Below are 15,861 nucleotides of genomic sequence, written 5' to 3' on the forward strand. Positions count from 1 at the left end.
CAGTCCTGTCGGCGGGCTGTCGTTCGAGACCGGGTCGGCTGTCGGTGGGCTGTCGGTCGACTGTCGGAGCTTTGTCAGTGGCGGCTGGTCCCATGGTGGACATGACGCGAAACGACAAGAACCCCAACGCCGTGGAAGTGCGGGGGCTGGTCAAGCACTACGGCGAGACCAAGGCACTGGACGGGGTCGACCTGGACGTCCGCGAGGGCACCGTGCTCGGTGTCCTCGGCCCGAACGGCGCCGGCAAGACCACCCTGGTCCGCTGCCTGTCCACCCTGATCGTCCCCGACGCGGGCACCGCCACCGTCGCCGGCTACGACGTGGTCCGCCAGCCCCGGCAGCTGCGCCGCACGATCGGCCTGACCGGCCAGTACGCCTCGGTCGACGAGAAGCTCTCCGGCTGGGAGAACCTCTACATGATCGGCCGGCTGCTGGACCTGTCCCGCAAGGACGCCCGGGCCCGCGCGGACGAGCTGCTGGAGCGGTTCTCCCTCACGGAGGCCGCGAAGAAGGCGGCGATGAACTACTCCGGCGGCATGCGCCGCCGGCTCGACCTGGCCGCCTCGATGATCGGCCGCCCGGCGGTGCTCTACCTGGACGAGCCGACCACCGGCCTGGACCCCCGCACCCGCAACGAGGTGTGGGACGAGGTGCAGCGGATGGTCGCCGAGGGCGCCACCGTCCTGCTCACCACCCAGTACATGGAGGAGGCCGAGCAGCTCGCGAACGAGCTGACGGTCATCGACCGCGGCAAGGTCATCGCCAAGGGCAAGGTCGACGAGCTGAAGGCCCGCGTGGGCGGCCGCACCCTGCGGATCCGTCCGGTGGACGCGTCCGACCTGCCGGGCATGGCCCGCGCGCTGGCGGAGACCGGCCTGGACGGCGTCGCCGGCTCCCAGGCGGTGCCGGACGAGGGCGTGCTGCTGGTCCCGATCCTCAGCGACGAGCAGCTGACCGCCGTGGTCGGCCTGCTGGCCGCCCGCGGGTACGCCATCGCCGACCTCGGCACGTACCTGCCCAGCCTGGACGAGGTGTTCCTGTCCATCACCGGCCAGAAGCCGGTGGCGGACGGGGACGCCGCGCCCACCCGGAAGACCGAGACGGATCAGGAGGTCGCGGCATGAGCACCGTAACCACGACGAAGCCCAGCACCACCGCGGCCGCCACGGCCGCCTCCCCGCCGGCCGGCGAGGGCCGGATCGGCCTGCGGGGCAACCTGCGCCACATCGGCGCGCTCGTCCGCCGCAACGCCCTCCAGATCAAGCAGGACCCGGAGTCGATGTTCGACGTCGTGTTCATGCCGATCATCTTCACGCTGCTGTTCGTGTTCGTCTTCGGCGGCGCGATCTCCGGCAAGGGCAACAACGGCGAGTACGTCAACTACGTCGTGCCGGGCCTGATGGCGATGATGGGCATGAACATCTCCATGGGCGTCGGCACCGGCGTCAACGACGACTTCAAGAAGGGCGTGATGGACCGCTTCCGGTCCATGCCCATCGCCCGGTCCTCCGTCCTCATCGCGAAGATCGTGGTCGAGCTCGGCCGGATGATGGTCGCCATCGCGATCCTGCTCGCCGTGGGCTTCATCCTGGGCCTGTCCATCGAGTCCTCGGTGCTGGACCTGTTCCTGGCCATCGGACTGTCGGCCGTCTTCGGCTCCTCGCTGATGTGGATCTTCATCCTGCTGGGTCTGACCATGAAGACCGCCCAGGCGGTCCAGGGCATGGCGATGATCGTCCTGATGCCGCTGCAGTTCGGCAGCTCGATCTTCGCCCCGCCCACCACGATGCCGGGCTGGCTGCAGAGCTTCACCGACGTCAACCCGCTGTCCAACCTGGCCGACGCGGCCCGCGGCCTGATCAACGGCACCCCGCTGGGCAACTCCGTGTGGATCACCCTGGCCTGGTCGGTCGGCATCACGGCCGTCACCATGCCGATCGCGGTCCGCAAGTTCCGCCAGAAGACCTGATCCCGGGCGGCCGGTCCGTCCGGATCGCGTCCCGGACGGCACCGCACGGGGGAGCCGGCCGGATCAGATGAGGGCGGTGGCCTCCTCCAGGGAGAGGCCGCCGCCTTCGGCGTACGCGGCCTCGTACGCCGCGTCGCCCAGCGCCGCCCTCGCCCCCTCCTCGGCGTGGGCGGCGTCCTCGCGTTCCGAGGAGACCGGGACGTGCCCGGGCGGCAGCTGGGCTCGGTAGGCGCCGATCAGCCGCGCGGCCTCGTACGCCTGCCCGGGGCCGCCGAGGCCGAGCCGGGCCACGGCGGCCGTCAGCAGGTACACGGCCGGCATGTACGGGGCGACCATCATGGCGAGGGGGTGCCGGACGGCCCCCGCGGCCTCGCGGGCCAGGACCAGGGCCTCCTCGTACTTGCCGTCCTGGTTGTCCAGCCAGGCCGTCGTCGCGAGCAGGAACACGTCGAAGACGGCGAACGCGCCCATCGCGAACTCCTCGCGCAGCAGCCGGATCTGTTCCCGGGCCTCGGGGATCCGGCCGGTGCGCCCGTAGACGGAGGCGAGGAACATCCGCGCGGCGGGCACGGACTCGTTGGCGAACCGCACCGAGGTGGTGAGGGTGTCGGTGAGGATCCGCTCGGCCTCCTCGATCCGGCCGCTCTCGACGAGGGAGCCGGCCATCCGCACGCGCAGCACCGTCACCTGCGCCTTGGCGCCGAGGCGCTCGGCGTGTTCGATCGCTTCCAGGTAGTCCTGGGCGGACAGGCCGTAGTCCCCGCACTTCTCACGGGTCTCGGCGCGGGCCGACAGGGCCTCGGCGCAGCCCCAGTCGTCGCCGAGCTCGCGGAAGAGGGCCAGGCTCTCGTCCGCGTCGCGGGAGGCGTCGCCGGCCCAGTCGGCCCGGTTGGCGAGGATGTTGGCCCTCAGCTGGAGGCCGGAGGCGAGCTCCCAGCGGTAGCCGAGCTCGCGGGCGGTGTCGACGGTCGCGTCGACGACCCGCTTGAGCAGGCCCGGATCCCCCGCGATCATCACGGCGTAGATCCACAGGGAGGCCGGGGTGCGGCAGGTCTGCGGGAGGCCGGGCCGGTAGGTGGCCAGCACCCCGGCGACCTGCTCGCGGACCTCCGGGCTGTCCCAGTCGGTGTTCGTCTGGTCCCGGGCGGAGAGGCGTACGAGGTGCAGGGCGCGCCAGCCCTCGGCGAGCACCTCGCCGGAGTAGGGCGGGGGCGAGTCGACGAGCCGTTCGTAGACGGGCTCGGCGGGGGTGTGGGGCGCGAGGAAGGGGTCGGGGCCGAGTCCGGCGACGGCTTCGGACCAGTGCCGGGACTCGGCGCGCAGGTCCTGCATGTGCCAGTACCAGCCGAGGGAGTGGACCAGGCACAGCGCCTCGTGGGCGTCGCGGTCGGCGACGGCTCGGCGCAGGGCGCTGCGGAGGTTCTCGTACTCGGTGGCGATCCGGTCGGCGGCGGCGCGCTGGCCGTGGCCGCGGAGCAGGGGTTCGGTGGTGCGGGCGAGTTCGCGGTAGTGGACGAGGTGGCGGTGCTCGGTGGCCGCGCGGTCGCGGCCGGCGCCGGCTTCGGCTTCGGCTTCGGCGAGGCGCTCGGCGGCGTATTCGCCGACGGTCTCCAGGAGGCGGTAGCGCATGTCGCCGGCGGGGCCGGGGGCGGCGACGACGAGGGACTTGTCGACGAGGGTGGCCATGGCGTCGGCGACGTCGACGAGGTCCTCGGCCCTCGCGCAGACGGCTTCGGCGGCCTCCAGGTCGCAGCCGCCCGCGAAGACGGACAGCCGGCGGAGCACGGCCCGTTCGGGCTCGTCCAGCAGCTCCCAGGACCAGTCGACGACGGCGCGCAGGGTCTGCTGGCGGGGCAGGACGGTGCGGGCGCCGCCGGTCAGGAGGCGGAAGCGGTCGTCGAGCCGGTCGGCGATCTGGCGGGGGGTGAGGAGGCGCAGCCGGGCGGCGGCCAGCTCGATGGCGAGCGGCAGGCCGTCCAGGCGGCGGCAGATCTCGGCCGCGGCGGCCGGGTCCGCGGCGACGCTGAACCCGGGCCGGGCCGCGGCCCCGCGGTCGTCGAGGAGCCGGAGCGCGACGGGGTCCGGCAGGGGTTCGACGGGGCGCAGGAACTCCCCCGGCACGCCGAGGGGTTCCCGGCTGGTGGCGAGGATCCGCACGCCGGGGCAGTGGGTGAGGAGGCGTTCGGCGAGGTGGGCGGCGGCGCCGATGACGTGCTCGCAGTTGTCGAGGAGCAGCAGGAGCCGGCGGCGGGAGCAGTGCTCGGCGAGCCGGTCGAGGGGGTCGTCCCCGCCGCGGTCGGTCAGCGCGCGCAGTTCCTCGGCGGCGGCGCCGCGCAGCTTGGTCTCGCGGGCGCCGAGCGCGGCGAGGACCGCCTCGGGGACGTCCTCGGGATCCTCCACGGGCGCCAGCTCGACGAACCACACCCCGTCGGCCCAGCCGTCGTCGCCGCCGGCGGTGCGGGCGTGGGTCTCGGCGGCCTCCTGCGACAGCCGCGTCTTCCCGGCCCCGCCGGGACCGAGCAGGGTGACGAGCCGGGCCCTGCCGAGGTCGTCGCCGATGACGCGGATGTCCTCCTCCCGCCCGACGAAGGTGGTCAGCCGCGCCCGCAGGTTCCCGGGGACGGCGGCCGGGGCCGCGGACGCCGGGGCGCCGGGCCAGGCGGCCGGGGCGCCGGTCGCGGGTCCGGCCGGGGCGGGTGCGGGCGTCGGGGTGCCGCCGGTGGGGGCCCCGGACTGGTCCGCGGGCCACGTGGCCGGGGCGGCCGGGTCCAGGGCCGGGGCGTGACCCGCGGGCATCGGGGCGCCGGGAGCGGCAGCCGGGGCCGAGGGCGCCGGGGCTCCGGGCCAGGCGGCCGGGGCGCCGGTCGCGGGGCCGGCCGGGGCGGTGTCGGGGGTGGGGGCGAGGAGTTCCGCGTGGAGGGTGCGGAGGGACGGGCCCGGGTCCGTGCCGAGGCGGGCGGCGAGGTCCTGACGGACGGTCTCGTACGCGGCCAGCGCCTCCGCCGGGCGGCCCGCCGCCCGCAGGGCCCGGATCCGCAGCACCTGCAGGGACTCGTCCAGGGGCTGCCGCGCACACAGCTCGGTCAGCTCCGGCAGGGCCTGTTCCGCTTCGCCCAGTGCCAGTGCCGCGCCCAGGCGGCCCCGGCGCGCGTCCATCCGTACGGCCTCCCAGCGCGCGGACTCGGCCGCCGGATCGGGGAGGGAGGCCAGCGCGGGGCCCCGCCACAGTGCGAGCGCCTCGTCGTACAGGGCCGCCGCCTGGGCCGGGTCCCGGTCCGCCGCGGCGGCGCGCGCGAGCCGTTCGAAGCGGTACAGGTCGACGTCCTCCCGCTCCGCCTCCAGCTGGTAGCCGCCCTCCACGGACCGCACGGCCGCGTGCCCCAGCGCCCGCCGCAGCCGCCCCACCAGCGCCTGGAGCGCGGCGACGGCGTCGCCCGGCGGGTCGGCGTCCCACACCTCGGCGACCAGCAGCCCGGCCGGGACCGCGCGGCCGGGGCGCAGGGCGAGGGCGGTCAGGAGCGCGCGCAGGCGCGCTCCGCCGACGGCGACGGGGCTGCCGTCGTCGCTCATGGCCTGGGCGGTGCCGAGAATCACGTAACGCACCGGCCCATTCTCCCCGGCCCCGCACCCCCGCCGCCGCCGAGCCCGGGATAGGTTTCGCCGCATGGTTCATCAGGGCGTCCGCGGTGAGCGGCAGATCAGTTCCGTGTTCCTCGGCATCGTCGCCGTCATGGCGGTGACCGGCTGGGCGGTGTGGACGGGCTACGCGGCGAGCCCGGGGCTGGCCGTGTTCCTCTTCGTCACGTCGGCGTGGGTGGTCTCGCTGTGCCTGCACGAGTACGCGCACGCCCGCACCGCGCTGCACGGCGGTGACATCACGGTCGGCGCGAAGGGCTACCTGACCCTGAACCCGCTGAAGTACACGCACGTGCTGCTCAGCATCGTGCTGCCGGTGGTCTTCGTGATTCTGGGCGGGCTGGGCCTGCCCGGCGGGGCGGTGTACATCGAGCGCGACCGGATCCGGGGCCGCTGGAAGCACAGCCTGGTGTCGGCGGCGGGCCCGCTGACGAACGTGGCCTTCGCCGTCGTCTGCACGGCGCCGTTCTGGCTGGACGCCCTCGACGGGGTCCCGCTGCCGTTCCGCTTCGCGCTGGCGTTCCTCGCGCTGCTCCAGGTCTCGGCGGCGATCCTGAACTTCCTGCCGGTGCCGGGCCTGGACGGCTACGGGATCATCGAGCCGTGGCTGTCCCACCGCGTCCGCCGCGAGCTGGCCCCGCTGGCGCCGTTCGCGCTGATCGGGGTGTTCGCGCTGCTGTGGATCCCGGAGGTGAACGCCGTGTTCTTCGACGCGGTGCGCGGGGTCCTGCGCGCGCTGGGCGTCTCGGACCTGGAGACCTACTGCGGCCGCGACCTGTACCGCTTCTGGCAGGACTCCGAGGGCTTCTTCTGCACGGCCCCGCAGGACTGACCCCAGGACCGGCGCGGCGGGCTACGCCGCCCGCTGCTTCTCGGCCTTGGCCTTGCGGAAGTAGAACCAGGCCATGTTGGACGTGACGCCGGCCAGCAGCACCCACACGATCCCGAGGAAGCTGCCCTCCACGAAGGCGACCACGGCCGCGGCCACGGCGAGGACGCAGACGACAACGGCGAACAGGGCAAGGCGGGGCATCCGGAACAGCTCCTCGGCGACACGGAAGGGGGTGGAACCCCTCCAGTGTCCCCCATCCGTCCCCCGTCCCCGGTGGGGGTCGATTTCCCGCTTTGCCTGATCTTCCGCTCTGCTCCCGGTTACGGTTCGCCCGGCGCGCGATTCGATCGTGCGAGAACGGCAAGAGCAGAACGACAGCCCGGGTTCCCGTCGTCGTCGGCGGGAGCATCCGGGCAGGTGGGGGGAGTGCCATGCAGGAGATCCAGAAGGGTGCGAACGTCAGCCTGAACGCCCTCAGCGAGGACGTCGGCGCGGTCGTCGTGAGCCTGGGCTGGACCAGCGCGTCGGGTGCGGGAGACGCGGACGTCTCCGTGCTGCTGGTGGACGAGAACGGCAAGATCCGCAGCGAGAACGACTTCTACTTCTACAACAACCCCGCCGCCCCGGACGGAAGCGTGCAGCTCCTGGGCAAGACGCCCACCGACAGCGGGGACGAGGACCGCATCAGCCTGGACCTGACCGCGGTGCCGCAGGACGTGGCGCGGATCGTGGTGGCGGCCAGCCAGTACGGGGGTGCCCGCTTCGGTGACCTCGACGACCTGCGGGTGACGGTGGCGGACCGGTCCGGTGAGCCGCTGGTGGGGTTCTCCATCGACGACGCGGGGGTGGAGACCGCCTTCATCTTCGGGGAGCTCTACCGGCGGGGCGAGGAGTGGAAGTTCCGCGCCGTGGGACAGGGCTACGAGACCGGGCTGGCCGGGCTGGCCACGGACTTCGGCGTCGTGGTGGAGGAGGAGGCCGACGACTCCGGGACCTCCGGGGCCTCCGAGCCGGAGGCGGCGGCCGCCGAGGGGGCGGGGCGGGCGGCGGGCCCGGCCGAGCCCGGGGAGACCGCAGGTGCGACCCCCGGGGTCTCCGCGGTCTCCGCGGTCTCCCCGGTCCCCGGGGTCCCCGGGGCGGACGGCGACGCGGAGGCCGCCCAGGAGGCGCGGGACCCCGCGTCCGCGCCCGCGTCCGACGCCGGGCCGGTCGTGCCGGCGCAGACCCGCGGCAGGGGCCGTACCACCAGGAAGAAGGTCACCCTCCCCAAGGTGGCCGGGAAGTCCCTCGCCGAGAACGACTCCTGGCGCCCCGCGCGGCTGTTCCCCGTCCCTTCCCTCAAGAGCGACCGGGAGCGCGAGGTCCGCGCGACGTCGGTGCTGCTGGCCGTCATGTCCCAGGTGCCGGAGCTGGGCCGCCGGCTGACCGCGGGCTTCGGCGCGCCCGCCGGACGGATGCAGACCTTCACCGAGGTGTCCCTGCCGCACGGCGAGACGCCCCGGCGCCCGGACGGCGTGATCCGGGTCGAGCGCGCGGGCAAGCTGTGGACGGCACTGGTCGAGACCAAGACCAACGGGAACCCCCTCAAGGCGGAGCAGGTCCAGGAGTACATGGACATCGCCGCGCGCCGCGGCTACGAGGCCGTGATCACGCTCTCGAACGACGTGGCGCTCGACGGAGCTCCCGTGGTGGACGTGAAGATCGACGGCCGGCGCAAGCACAAGGTGAGCCTGTGGCACCTGTCGTGGGCGGAGGTGGCGCACCAGACCCAGATGCTGATCCGGCACGAAGGGGTGGCCAACGCCGCGCACGCCTGGCTGCTCCAGGAACTGCTGGAGTACCTGCGGCACGAGAACTCGGGCTGCCACGGCTTCCAGAACATGGGGCCGTCCTGGGTTCCCGTGCGCAAGGGGATCGACGACGAGACCCTGAGTGCCGGCGACCCGCGGGCCGTGGACGTCGTGGAGAGCTGGGAGCGGCTCATCCGGCAGGTCTGCCTGCGCCTGGGCGGGGAGCTGGGTCAGAAGGCGCTGCCGGTGCAGCGGGCGCGGCGCGGCAGCGACCCGCAGGCCCGGCGGGTGGCGGCGGCGGAGAGGCTCTGCGCGGAGGGGCGGCTGGCGGCGGAGCTGCGGATAGAGGGGACGAGCACGGTCATCGCGGTCACGGCGGACCTGCGGACGGCGAAGGTCCGCACGTCCGTGGACGTGCCGGCACCGGTGGGCTCGTACCCGCTGACCACGGTGAAGCGGCTGGTGCGGCTGCTGGCGGAGGCGCCGGCCGACCTGCACGTGGAGAGCCTCGTGGAGGGGGCGAACGGGCCGCGCGGCACGCTGGAGCGGCTGCGGCCGGAGCCGGGTGACCTGCTGCCCAGGGACGGTTCCCAGCTCACCGGGTTCCGGCTGTCGCTGTTCAAGGGAACGGGGACCACGCGGGGCAACACGGAGTCCGGGTTCATCCGCGGCGTCGACGAGGCCGTGGAGCGCTTCTACCACGGCGTGCTGGCCCATCTGGGCGCCTTCGAGACCCGTCCGGGACGCAAGGGCTGACGGCTGCCCCCTGCCCCCGGGCCCCGCCGCCGGTGCGGGGTCCGGGGGGCGGTGGGGTCACACGTCGGTGAGGCGGAGGCCGGCGTGGGCCTTGTAGCGGCGGTTGGTGGAGATGAGGTTGGCCACCATCGCCTCGACCTGGTGGGCGTTGCGCAGCCGTCCGGCGAAGACGCCGCGCATGCCGGGGATGCGGCCGGCGAGGGCCTGGACGACGTCGGTGTCGGCGCGGGATTCGCCGAGGACCATCACGTCGGTGTCGATCTCCTCGACCGAGGCGTCCTGGAGGAGGACGGCGGAGAGGTGGTGGAAGGCGGCGGTGACGCGGGAGCCGGGGAGCAGGGCGGCGGCCTGCTGGGCGGCGCTGCCCTCTTCGACCTGGAGGGCGTAGGCGCCCTGCTTGTCGAAGCCGAGGGGGTTGACGCAGTCCACGACGAGCTTGCCGGCGAGGTCCTCGCGGAGGGCTTCGAGGGTCTTGGCGTGGCCCTCCCACGGGACGGCGATGATCACGATGTCGCTGCGGCGGGCGCATTCGGCGTTGTCGGCGCCCTCGACGCCGAGGCCGAGCTCCGCGGCGGCGGTCTCGGCGCGGTCGGCGGCGCGGGAGCCGATGATCACCTTCTGGCCCGCGCGGGCGAGCCGGTAGGCGAGGCCGCGGCCCTGGTCGCCGGTGCCGCCGAGGACGCCGACGACGAGGCCGGACACGTCGGGGAGGTCCCAGGGGTCCCTGGCCGGCGGCTTCTGCGTGCTGTCTGAGGAAGTCATGCTGGCGAGCGTACTGCCGGGTAGGCCGGACGAGGAGGGTCCGATGGTGCAGGATGCGGCCATGGATGCCGCATGGATGCCGTGAGGGTGGCGCTGCTGCGCGAGGTGCTCGCCGGGACGCGGTGGCCGGACGAGGCCCGGCGGTTCGCGGGTTCGCTGCGGCGGTCGGTGGCGCCGGCCGGCGGGAGCCTGCTGCTGGTGGGCACCGAGCAGTACGAGCCCTGGCACCTGGCGGCGCACCTGGTGGACGAGGCGGCCTGGTCGGGTCAGCCGGAGCTGGCGCCGACGCTGGTGCGCCATCACGTGCGGCCGGGTGAGCCGCCGCACCTGTCGGTGGGGCTGGGCCGGCTGGAGGCCGCCCGGCGCGGGCACACGCTGCTGGTGGTGGCTCCGGAGCGGCCCGGCGGGGGGCTGCTGGAGCGGGTGCACGACGCCCGGCGCGCGGGGGCGACCGTACTGTCCCTGGACGGCGGGGACCCGGACCTGGCCGGTCTCGCCCACGACGCCCTGTCGGTGCCGGCCGCCGGCTCGGAGCTGGACCTGGACACGGTGCAGCACCTGGTCAGCGCGGCGGCCGGGGAGAACGCCCCGCCGCAGCGGCGCGGCCCGCGGCGGCTGCGCGACCGGCTGGCGCGGCTGGCCGACCAGCTGACCGCCCCGCCGTCGCCCAGCCGCTGGTAGGGCGCGGGGTCAGGGGGTGGTGGCGGTGCCGCCGCCTTCCTCTTCCTCACGGGTCTTGTCGTTCCACTTGGGGTCGTTCTGCCATTCGAGGTTGCGCTCCTGCGCCGTCTCCATGGCGTGGGAGGCCTCCTCGCGCGTGGTGTAGGGGCCGAACCGGTCCTTGGCGGGGCACTCGGGGCCCTCCTCCACCTTCTGGTGGACCAGGCAGTAGTACCACTCGCCCGGTTTGCCCACCTGACGCTTCTTGAACAGGGCCATCGCCTTCGGACTCCTTCCGGCTCGGTCTCCCGGCACCGCCGCTCGATACCGTTCGATACCGCTCCTCGTCGCCATGCTGCCCCATGACCGCTGGATACACTCGCTTGCATGTCTGGCCAGTCGCTGCTCGTTCCAGGCGAGCTCTCTCCCGTCCGTTCCGTCCCCGGAAACATCCGCCGGCCCGAGTACGTGGGCAAGCCCGCGCCCGCTCCGTACACCGGACCGGAGGTGCAGTCGGCCGAGACCATCGAGGCCATGCGCATCGCCGGCCGGATCGCCGCGCAGGCGATGGAGGAGGCGGCCAAGCACATCGCGCCGGGGGTGACCACCGACGAGCTGGACCGGGTCGCGCACGAGTACATGTGCGACCACGGCGCCTACCCCTCGACGCTCGGCTACCGGGGCTTCCCGAAGTCCCTGTGCTCCTCGCTCAACGAGGTCATCTGCCACGGGATCCCGGACTCGACCGTCCTGCGGGACGGCGACATCGTGAACCTCGACGTGACCGCGTACATCGGCGGGGTGCACGGCGACAACAACGCCACCTACCTGTGCGGCGACGTCGACGAGGAGTCGCGGCTGCTGGTGGAGCGCACCCGCGAGGCCCTGAACCGGGCGATCAAGGCGGTCAAGCCCGGCCGGCAGATCAACGTCATCGGCCGCGTCATCGAGTCGTACGCGAAGCGCTTCGGGTACGGGGTGGTCCGGGACTTCACCGGCCACGGCATCAACTCGTCGTTCCACTCGGGCCTGATCGTCCCGCACTACGACAGCCCGCACGCCACGACCGTCATCGAGCCCGGGATGACCTTCACCATCGAGCCGATGCTGACGCTGGGCACCCACGAGTACGACATGTGGGAGGACGGCTGGACGGTCGTCACGAAGGACCGCAAGCGCACGGCACAGTTCGAGCACACGCTGGTGGTGACGGAAACCGGCACGGAGATCCTGACCCTGCCCTAGGAGTTTTTGCCGCCCGGAGGGTTTTTACCGACAACACGTCGGGAACACATTGACTTAGGTAAGCCTAAGTAGGAGGATCGGGCGTGGCGGCGGCGTGCCGCCACGGCCCGCCCCTCTCCCGACGGAGGTCAGTCTTGGACGCGTTCTCCACGGTCATCCGTGTCGCCTCGCACGAGCAGCACACCGAAGCCGAGACCTCCTCGTTCATGAGCGACCTGCTCGGCGGGCGGCTCGGCGTGGACGCGTACACCCGCTACACCGAACAGCTGTGGTTCGTGTACCGGGCCCTGGAGGACGGCGCCGCGTCCCTGCGGGACGACCCGGTGGCGGGCCCGTTCATACAGCCGGAGCTGATGCGCGTCGCCGAGATCGAGCGCGACCTGGCGCACCTGCTGGGCACCGGCTGGCGCGACGCGGTGCGCGCGCTGCCCGCGACGGAGGCGTACGCGGCCCGGGTCGCGGAGTGCGCGGCCTCCTGGCCGGGCGGGTACGTGGCCCACCACTACACGCGCTATCTGGGCGACCTGTCCGGGGGCCAGATCATCCGGGACAAGGCCGAGCGCACCTGGGGCTTCGAGCGCAAGGGCGACGGCGTCCGGTTCTACGTCTTCGCGGACATCTCCAACCCGGCCGCCTTCAAGCGGGGTTACCGGGAGCTGCTGGACGCGATCGCCGCGGACGACCTGGAGAAGCAGCGGATCATCGACGAGTGCAAGCGGGCCTTCGACTTCAACGGGGCGGTCTTCCGCGAGCTGGGCGAGGAGTTCCCGCTCAGCGCGTAGCCCGTCGGCACGTGATCCCTCGGCGCGTGAGCCTTCGGCGCTCAGGTCAGCCGAGCCGGCGCACGGCCTGCGCCTCGGCCCGCTCTACCGACGCCCTGCCGTGCACGTGCACCAGCGCGAGGTGGAAGAGGGCCGGGGCGAGCGGCGCCCAGTGGTGGATCCGGTCGGGGCGCAGCAGGTACCGGGCCACCTCGGCGGCGCGGAAGGGGACGTACTCGATCGTCTGGTGTTCCCAGCGGTCGGGCACTCCCCTGCTCATGCGCGCCTGGAGCTGCTCGCCGGTCAGGTCGTTCAGCCGGGCGTAGAAGTGTGCGCTCCAGTGGCGCTTGTCGACGTCCAGGACGATGCCCAGCAGGGAGAGCGTGCACTCGTGCGGCTCCAGCGAGAGCTCCTCCCGCATGCCGCGCCGGGCCGCGGCGTACAGGTCGGGGGCGTTGCGGCCGGCCGAGTCGATGTGCCGGGAGAGCCCCTCGTTGACGGAGGAGTTCCACAGGCCGGGCGCCATGCGCACGCGGTCGCTGCGCCGGCTCACGACCAGCAGGTGGTCGGAGGTGACCACGGCGACGTTGAGGGCGAAGCTGCACTGCAGGAAGGCCGGGGCCACCAGCGGCCGGCCGGGGTCGAGGTGGCGGGTGCGCGGCGTGCTCCCGTCCGGGAGCCTGCGGTCCAGCTGCTGGGCCGCGAGGAAGGTGTAGTAGTCCGTCGGGCGCAGCCGCAGGTGGATCTCCGCCTGCTCGTCGAGGGCGGTCCGGGAGGCTTCGACGGACTCGACGGCGTAGCGGGGGCCGTTCCACACGGGCGCCCGCTCGCCCGTCGCCCGGACCCGCCCCTCCTCCGCCTCGATCTCGCCGCGCCAGGCCGCCATCTCCGCGGGCAGCTCGACCTCGCCGTCCAGGACCTGGATGTGGACGGACTCGGGGGCGATCACCGTCTCGCCGTCGCCGTCGACGAGCAGGGCGGAAGTGCGCAGCGGGCCGAGGGAGAACGTCGACCAGGCCCGGGGCTCGTTCCGGTCCCGGAAGGTGATGCTGCGCATCATTCCCGCCGAGCGCCGCCTGACCTTGAACCACGCGTCCTGCAGCCACTGTTGGAACAGGGTGGCGAAGACCACCCCCAGGACCGCGCCCACCACTCCGTTGCCCAGGTCTATGCCGCTCATTCGCAGCAGCCTAGGCCAAATGACCTTGCTCGGCGAGAAGTTGGTTGACCGGAGCTCAGGCGTTCGGGGGGTGCTCGGCGAAGCGGACGCGGCCGCCGATCTCGATGGTGCCGTCGGGGCCCGGGGCGGTGAGGATCTGGGAGCCGGCGCCCTGGGTGATGTTGAGGGCGCGGTTCAGCTGGGCGGTGAGGAGGATCGCCGCCGAGCCGGTGGCCTCGTCCTCGGTGATGGCCCCGTCCGGGCGGCGCGGGAAGCCCCGGGCGCGGATGCGGCCCGCGGCCTCGTCCTCCCAGGCCCACGCGTACAGCCAGCCCTCGCCGGGCGGCGGGGCCGGCAGGGCGTCGACGTCGGCGGGGGTGGCGTACTGCTCGGTGCGCTTGCCGGTGACCCACTCGGGGCGGGCCGTGATCCAGGTGAACTCCCCGTCGTCGCGCGCCCATACGGATCCGGCCGGCGGCTGGAGCTCCTCGATGTCCAGCAGCCAGGCGACCCCGACCAGCGGGTGTCCCGCGAAGGACATCCGCGTGCCGGGGGTGCGGATGTCGACGACCCCGCGCTCGGGGTCGTCGACGAACACCGTCTCGCTGTAGCCCAGTTCGGCGGCGAGGGCCTGCCGGGCGTCGTCGTCCGGGCAGGTGCGGCCGTCGCGGACGACTCCGAGCAGGTTGCCGAAGCGGCCGTCACCCGCGCAGAAGACCCTGATCACGTCTAGATCGTTCACGCTGGCATTCAAGCACGCCCCGGTGTCCGGACTCCGTCAGCTCCGGGCCGCCCGGCGGCGGCGCCCGAGGTAGACGGCTCCCGCGCCGGCCGCGACCACGCCGGCGGAGGCGCTGAGCAGGGCTCCGGCCGGGACCTCGGCCCCGGTGGAGGCGAGGTTGCCGCCCGCGGAGCCGCCGGCCGACCCGCCCGCGGATCCACCGCCGCCCACGGACCCGCCGGCCGTGCCGCCCGTGGTGGTGCCGCCCGAGCCGCCGGTGGTACCCGTGCCGCTCGTGGGGGTGCCGGTGGCGCCGGAGGTCGGGAGGGGGGCGTCCTTGTCGACGGAGACGGAGAGGGTCACGGGGTCCATGGGCTTGCCCGGCTTGTACTTGTCGGGGACGGAGCCGCCGTTGGCGAAGACGGCCGAGCCCTTCTCCGTGAAGACGGCGGGGACGGATGCGAGGGTCAGCAGGCCGTCCTTGGTCTTGTAGTCGCCCTTGGACAGGTCGAGCGTGGCGAACGGGACGTCCTTGGTCGCGCCCGCCGCCGTCTTGGCGTCCAGGACCAGGGTGCCGGTCTTGCCCGCGGTCTCGATCCGGATGTTGCCGAAGGTCAGGTCGAGTCCGTGGGCGGCGTACTCGAAGCGCACGGCGCCTTCGAAGGCGGCGTTCAGCTTCTGCTTCTTGACGTCGAGTTCGCCCTTGCCGAAGGAGAAGTCGAAGGACTTGCCGTTCTTGGTGGCTCCGCCGCTCGCGGTGATCCCCTTCTCGCCGACGTAGTCGTGGAAGGAGGCCATCACGCCCCACGACAGCTTGCCCCGCAGGATCTTCTGCGGGCCGTCGGCGGACGGTGTCGGGGCGGGCGCGGAGCCGGTGGGCGCCGACGGGGACGGCGAGCCGGAGGTGGACGTCGAGGGGGACGGGGCCGGCGGCTTCGGGAATTCCAGGGCTGCCGTCAGCTTGTCGCCGTCACGTCCCTCGTACTGGGGGGCGCCGAGCTGCTCGCCGAACTCCTTGGTGAGGGTGGTGGCCAGGCCGTTCATGTTCGTCCCGGCGAAGGCGACGGTCGCCGCCGGGACGTCCTTGGTGAGCGTGCCGTTCTTGGTGATGTCGACCGTGAGCTTCTTGATGCCCGTGTCGAAGCGGAAGTTCTCCATTTTGATGACGAAGCCGTGGGCCGCGCTCTCGAAAGTGACGCTGCCCTTGAAGGCGGCCTTCACGACGTGGCCGCCGTCCTTGTCGTACTGGCCGGTGGCCGAGCCGAACCGGAAGGTGCCGTCGGTGTTCTGCGCGGCACCGTCCGCCGTGGTGATCTTGCCCTTGGCCATGGTGGTGACGTAGGTGCGGAAGCTCGCGAGCACCCCCCAGTCGAGGGTGCCGCCCACGATCGGTATGGGTGCGCCGGCGGGCCGGGCGGCCCCGGCGGCGGGGGCGGGGGCGGTGTCCGCCGCGGTGGCGGGCAGGGCGAGGGCGGCGGTGCCGAGGGCGGCCGCGGTGAGTACGGCGGCCGCTGCGGCGATCGGGCGGCGGTGGGAGGACATGGCTGAGAACTCCTGGAGGTACGTGACG

General features: G+C 73.3%; 14 protein-coding genes. 7 read left to right on the forward strand and 7 right to left on the reverse strand.

Annotated elements, in window-relative coordinates; translation table 11 throughout:
* The first annotated feature begins 92 nt into the window (after positions 1-92).
* Together ACQKM2_RS14370 and ACQKM2_RS14375 are read left to right on the forward strand one after the other, a co-directional pair.
* Positions 93-1,124, forward strand: a complete 1,032-nt coding sequence (locus tag ACQKM2_RS14370) for an ATP-binding cassette domain-containing protein (protein WP_427709556.1) — start codon at positions 93-95, stop codon at positions 1,122-1,124.
* Positions 1,121-1,969, forward strand: coding sequence for an ABC transporter permease (locus ACQKM2_RS14375; RefSeq protein WP_427709558.1), 849 nt, complete (start codon positions 1,121-1,123; stop codon positions 1,967-1,969). Before ACQKM2_RS14370 ends, ACQKM2_RS14375 begins: the two co-directional genes overlap by 4 nt.
* A 63-nt stretch (positions 1,970-2,032) precedes the next feature.
* Here the strand turns inward: ACQKM2_RS14375 and ACQKM2_RS14380 are convergent, their stop codons facing one another.
* Positions 2,033-5,539, reverse strand: coding sequence for an AfsR/SARP family transcriptional regulator (locus ACQKM2_RS14380; protein WP_427709664.1), 3,507 nt, complete (start codon positions 5,537-5,539; stop codon positions 2,033-2,035).
* Positions 5,540-5,633: 94 nt separating this feature from the next.
* Here ACQKM2_RS14380 and ACQKM2_RS14385 point away from each other — a divergent pair, with 94 nt between their 5' ends.
* Entirely contained in the window at positions 5,634-6,437 is an 804-nt protein-coding gene (locus ACQKM2_RS14385) for a site-2 protease family protein (protein WP_427709560.1), read from the forward strand.
* Between the two features lie 21 nt (positions 6,438-6,458).
* Here ACQKM2_RS14385 and ACQKM2_RS14390 read toward each other — a convergent pair whose 3' ends face one another.
* A complete protein-coding gene (locus tag ACQKM2_RS14390; RefSeq protein ID WP_427709562.1) occupies positions 6,459-6,638 on the reverse strand; it encodes a hypothetical protein in 180 nt (59 codons plus the stop codon).
* A gap of 230 nt (positions 6,639-6,868) precedes the next feature.
* Here ACQKM2_RS14390 and ACQKM2_RS14395 point away from each other — a divergent pair, with 230 nt between their 5' ends.
* Positions 6,869-8,983 carry a TerD family protein gene (locus ACQKM2_RS14395; protein WP_427709564.1) on the forward strand — a complete coding sequence of 705 codons (2,115 nt, stop codon included), beginning with the start codon at positions 6,869-6,871 and terminating at the stop codon, positions 8,981-8,983.
* 57 nt (positions 8,984-9,040) lie between these two features.
* On the opposite strand, the gene npdG is transcribed toward ACQKM2_RS14395, so the two are convergent.
* The gene (npdG, locus tag ACQKM2_RS14400) at positions 9,041-9,745 is read right to left on the reverse strand and encodes an NADPH-dependent F420 reductase (protein ID WP_427709566.1); all 705 of its coding nucleotides are present in this window, start codon (positions 9,743-9,745) and stop codon (positions 9,041-9,043) included.
* Positions 9,746-9,817: 72 nt separating this feature from the next.
* Here npdG and ACQKM2_RS14405 point away from each other — a divergent pair, with 72 nt between their 5' ends.
* Complete coding sequence (locus tag ACQKM2_RS14405) at positions 9,818-10,426, forward strand: hypothetical protein (protein WP_427709568.1); 609 nt, start codon at positions 9,818-9,820, stop codon at positions 10,424-10,426.
* Between the two features lie 9 nt (positions 10,427-10,435).
* Here ACQKM2_RS14405 and ACQKM2_RS14410 read toward each other — a convergent pair whose 3' ends face one another.
* Positions 10,436-10,684 (reverse strand): hypothetical protein, encoded by a 249-nt coding sequence (locus tag ACQKM2_RS14410; protein WP_427709570.1) that lies wholly within the window; start codon positions 10,682-10,684, stop codon positions 10,436-10,438.
* Between the two features lie 108 nt (positions 10,685-10,792).
* Here ACQKM2_RS14410 and map point away from each other — a divergent pair, with 108 nt between their 5' ends.
* Both map and ACQKM2_RS14420 read left to right on the forward strand, forming a co-directional pair.
* Entirely contained in the window at positions 10,793-11,650 is an 858-nt protein-coding gene (gene map / locus ACQKM2_RS14415) for a type I methionyl aminopeptidase (protein ID WP_427709572.1), read from the forward strand.
* A 134-nt stretch (positions 11,651-11,784) separates the two neighbouring features.
* Complete coding sequence (locus tag ACQKM2_RS14420; RefSeq protein ID WP_427709573.1) at positions 11,785-12,432, forward strand: heme oxygenase (biliverdin-producing); 648 nt, start codon at positions 11,785-11,787, stop codon at positions 12,430-12,432.
* Positions 12,433-12,478: 46 nt separating this feature from the next.
* Here ACQKM2_RS14420 and ACQKM2_RS14425 read toward each other — a convergent pair whose 3' ends face one another.
* From ACQKM2_RS14425 to ACQKM2_RS14435, 3 genes are read right to left on the reverse strand one after another with little or no spacing between them, the layout of a single operon-like run.
* Complete coding sequence (locus tag ACQKM2_RS14425; RefSeq protein WP_427709575.1) at positions 12,479-13,591, reverse strand: hypothetical protein; 1,113 nt, start codon at positions 13,589-13,591, stop codon at positions 12,479-12,481.
* 55 nt (positions 13,592-13,646) lie between these two features.
* Positions 13,647-14,312: a PhzF family phenazine biosynthesis protein gene (locus ACQKM2_RS14430; protein WP_427709577.1), complete on the reverse strand. Its 666-nt coding sequence runs from the start codon at positions 14,310-14,312 to the stop codon at positions 13,647-13,649.
* A gap of 36 nt (positions 14,313-14,348) precedes the next feature.
* Positions 14,349-15,833, reverse strand: coding sequence for an HtaA domain-containing protein (locus tag ACQKM2_RS14435; RefSeq protein WP_427709579.1), 1,485 nt, complete (start codon positions 15,831-15,833; stop codon positions 14,349-14,351).
* Positions 15,834-15,861 lie beyond the last annotated feature (28 nt).

Origin of the sequence: Streptomyces sp. NPDC004126 (genome assembly GCF_050275515.1) — a bacterium.
In the GTDB taxonomy this organism is placed as follows: domain Bacteria; phylum Actinomycetota; class Actinomycetes; order Streptomycetales; family Streptomycetaceae; genus Streptomyces.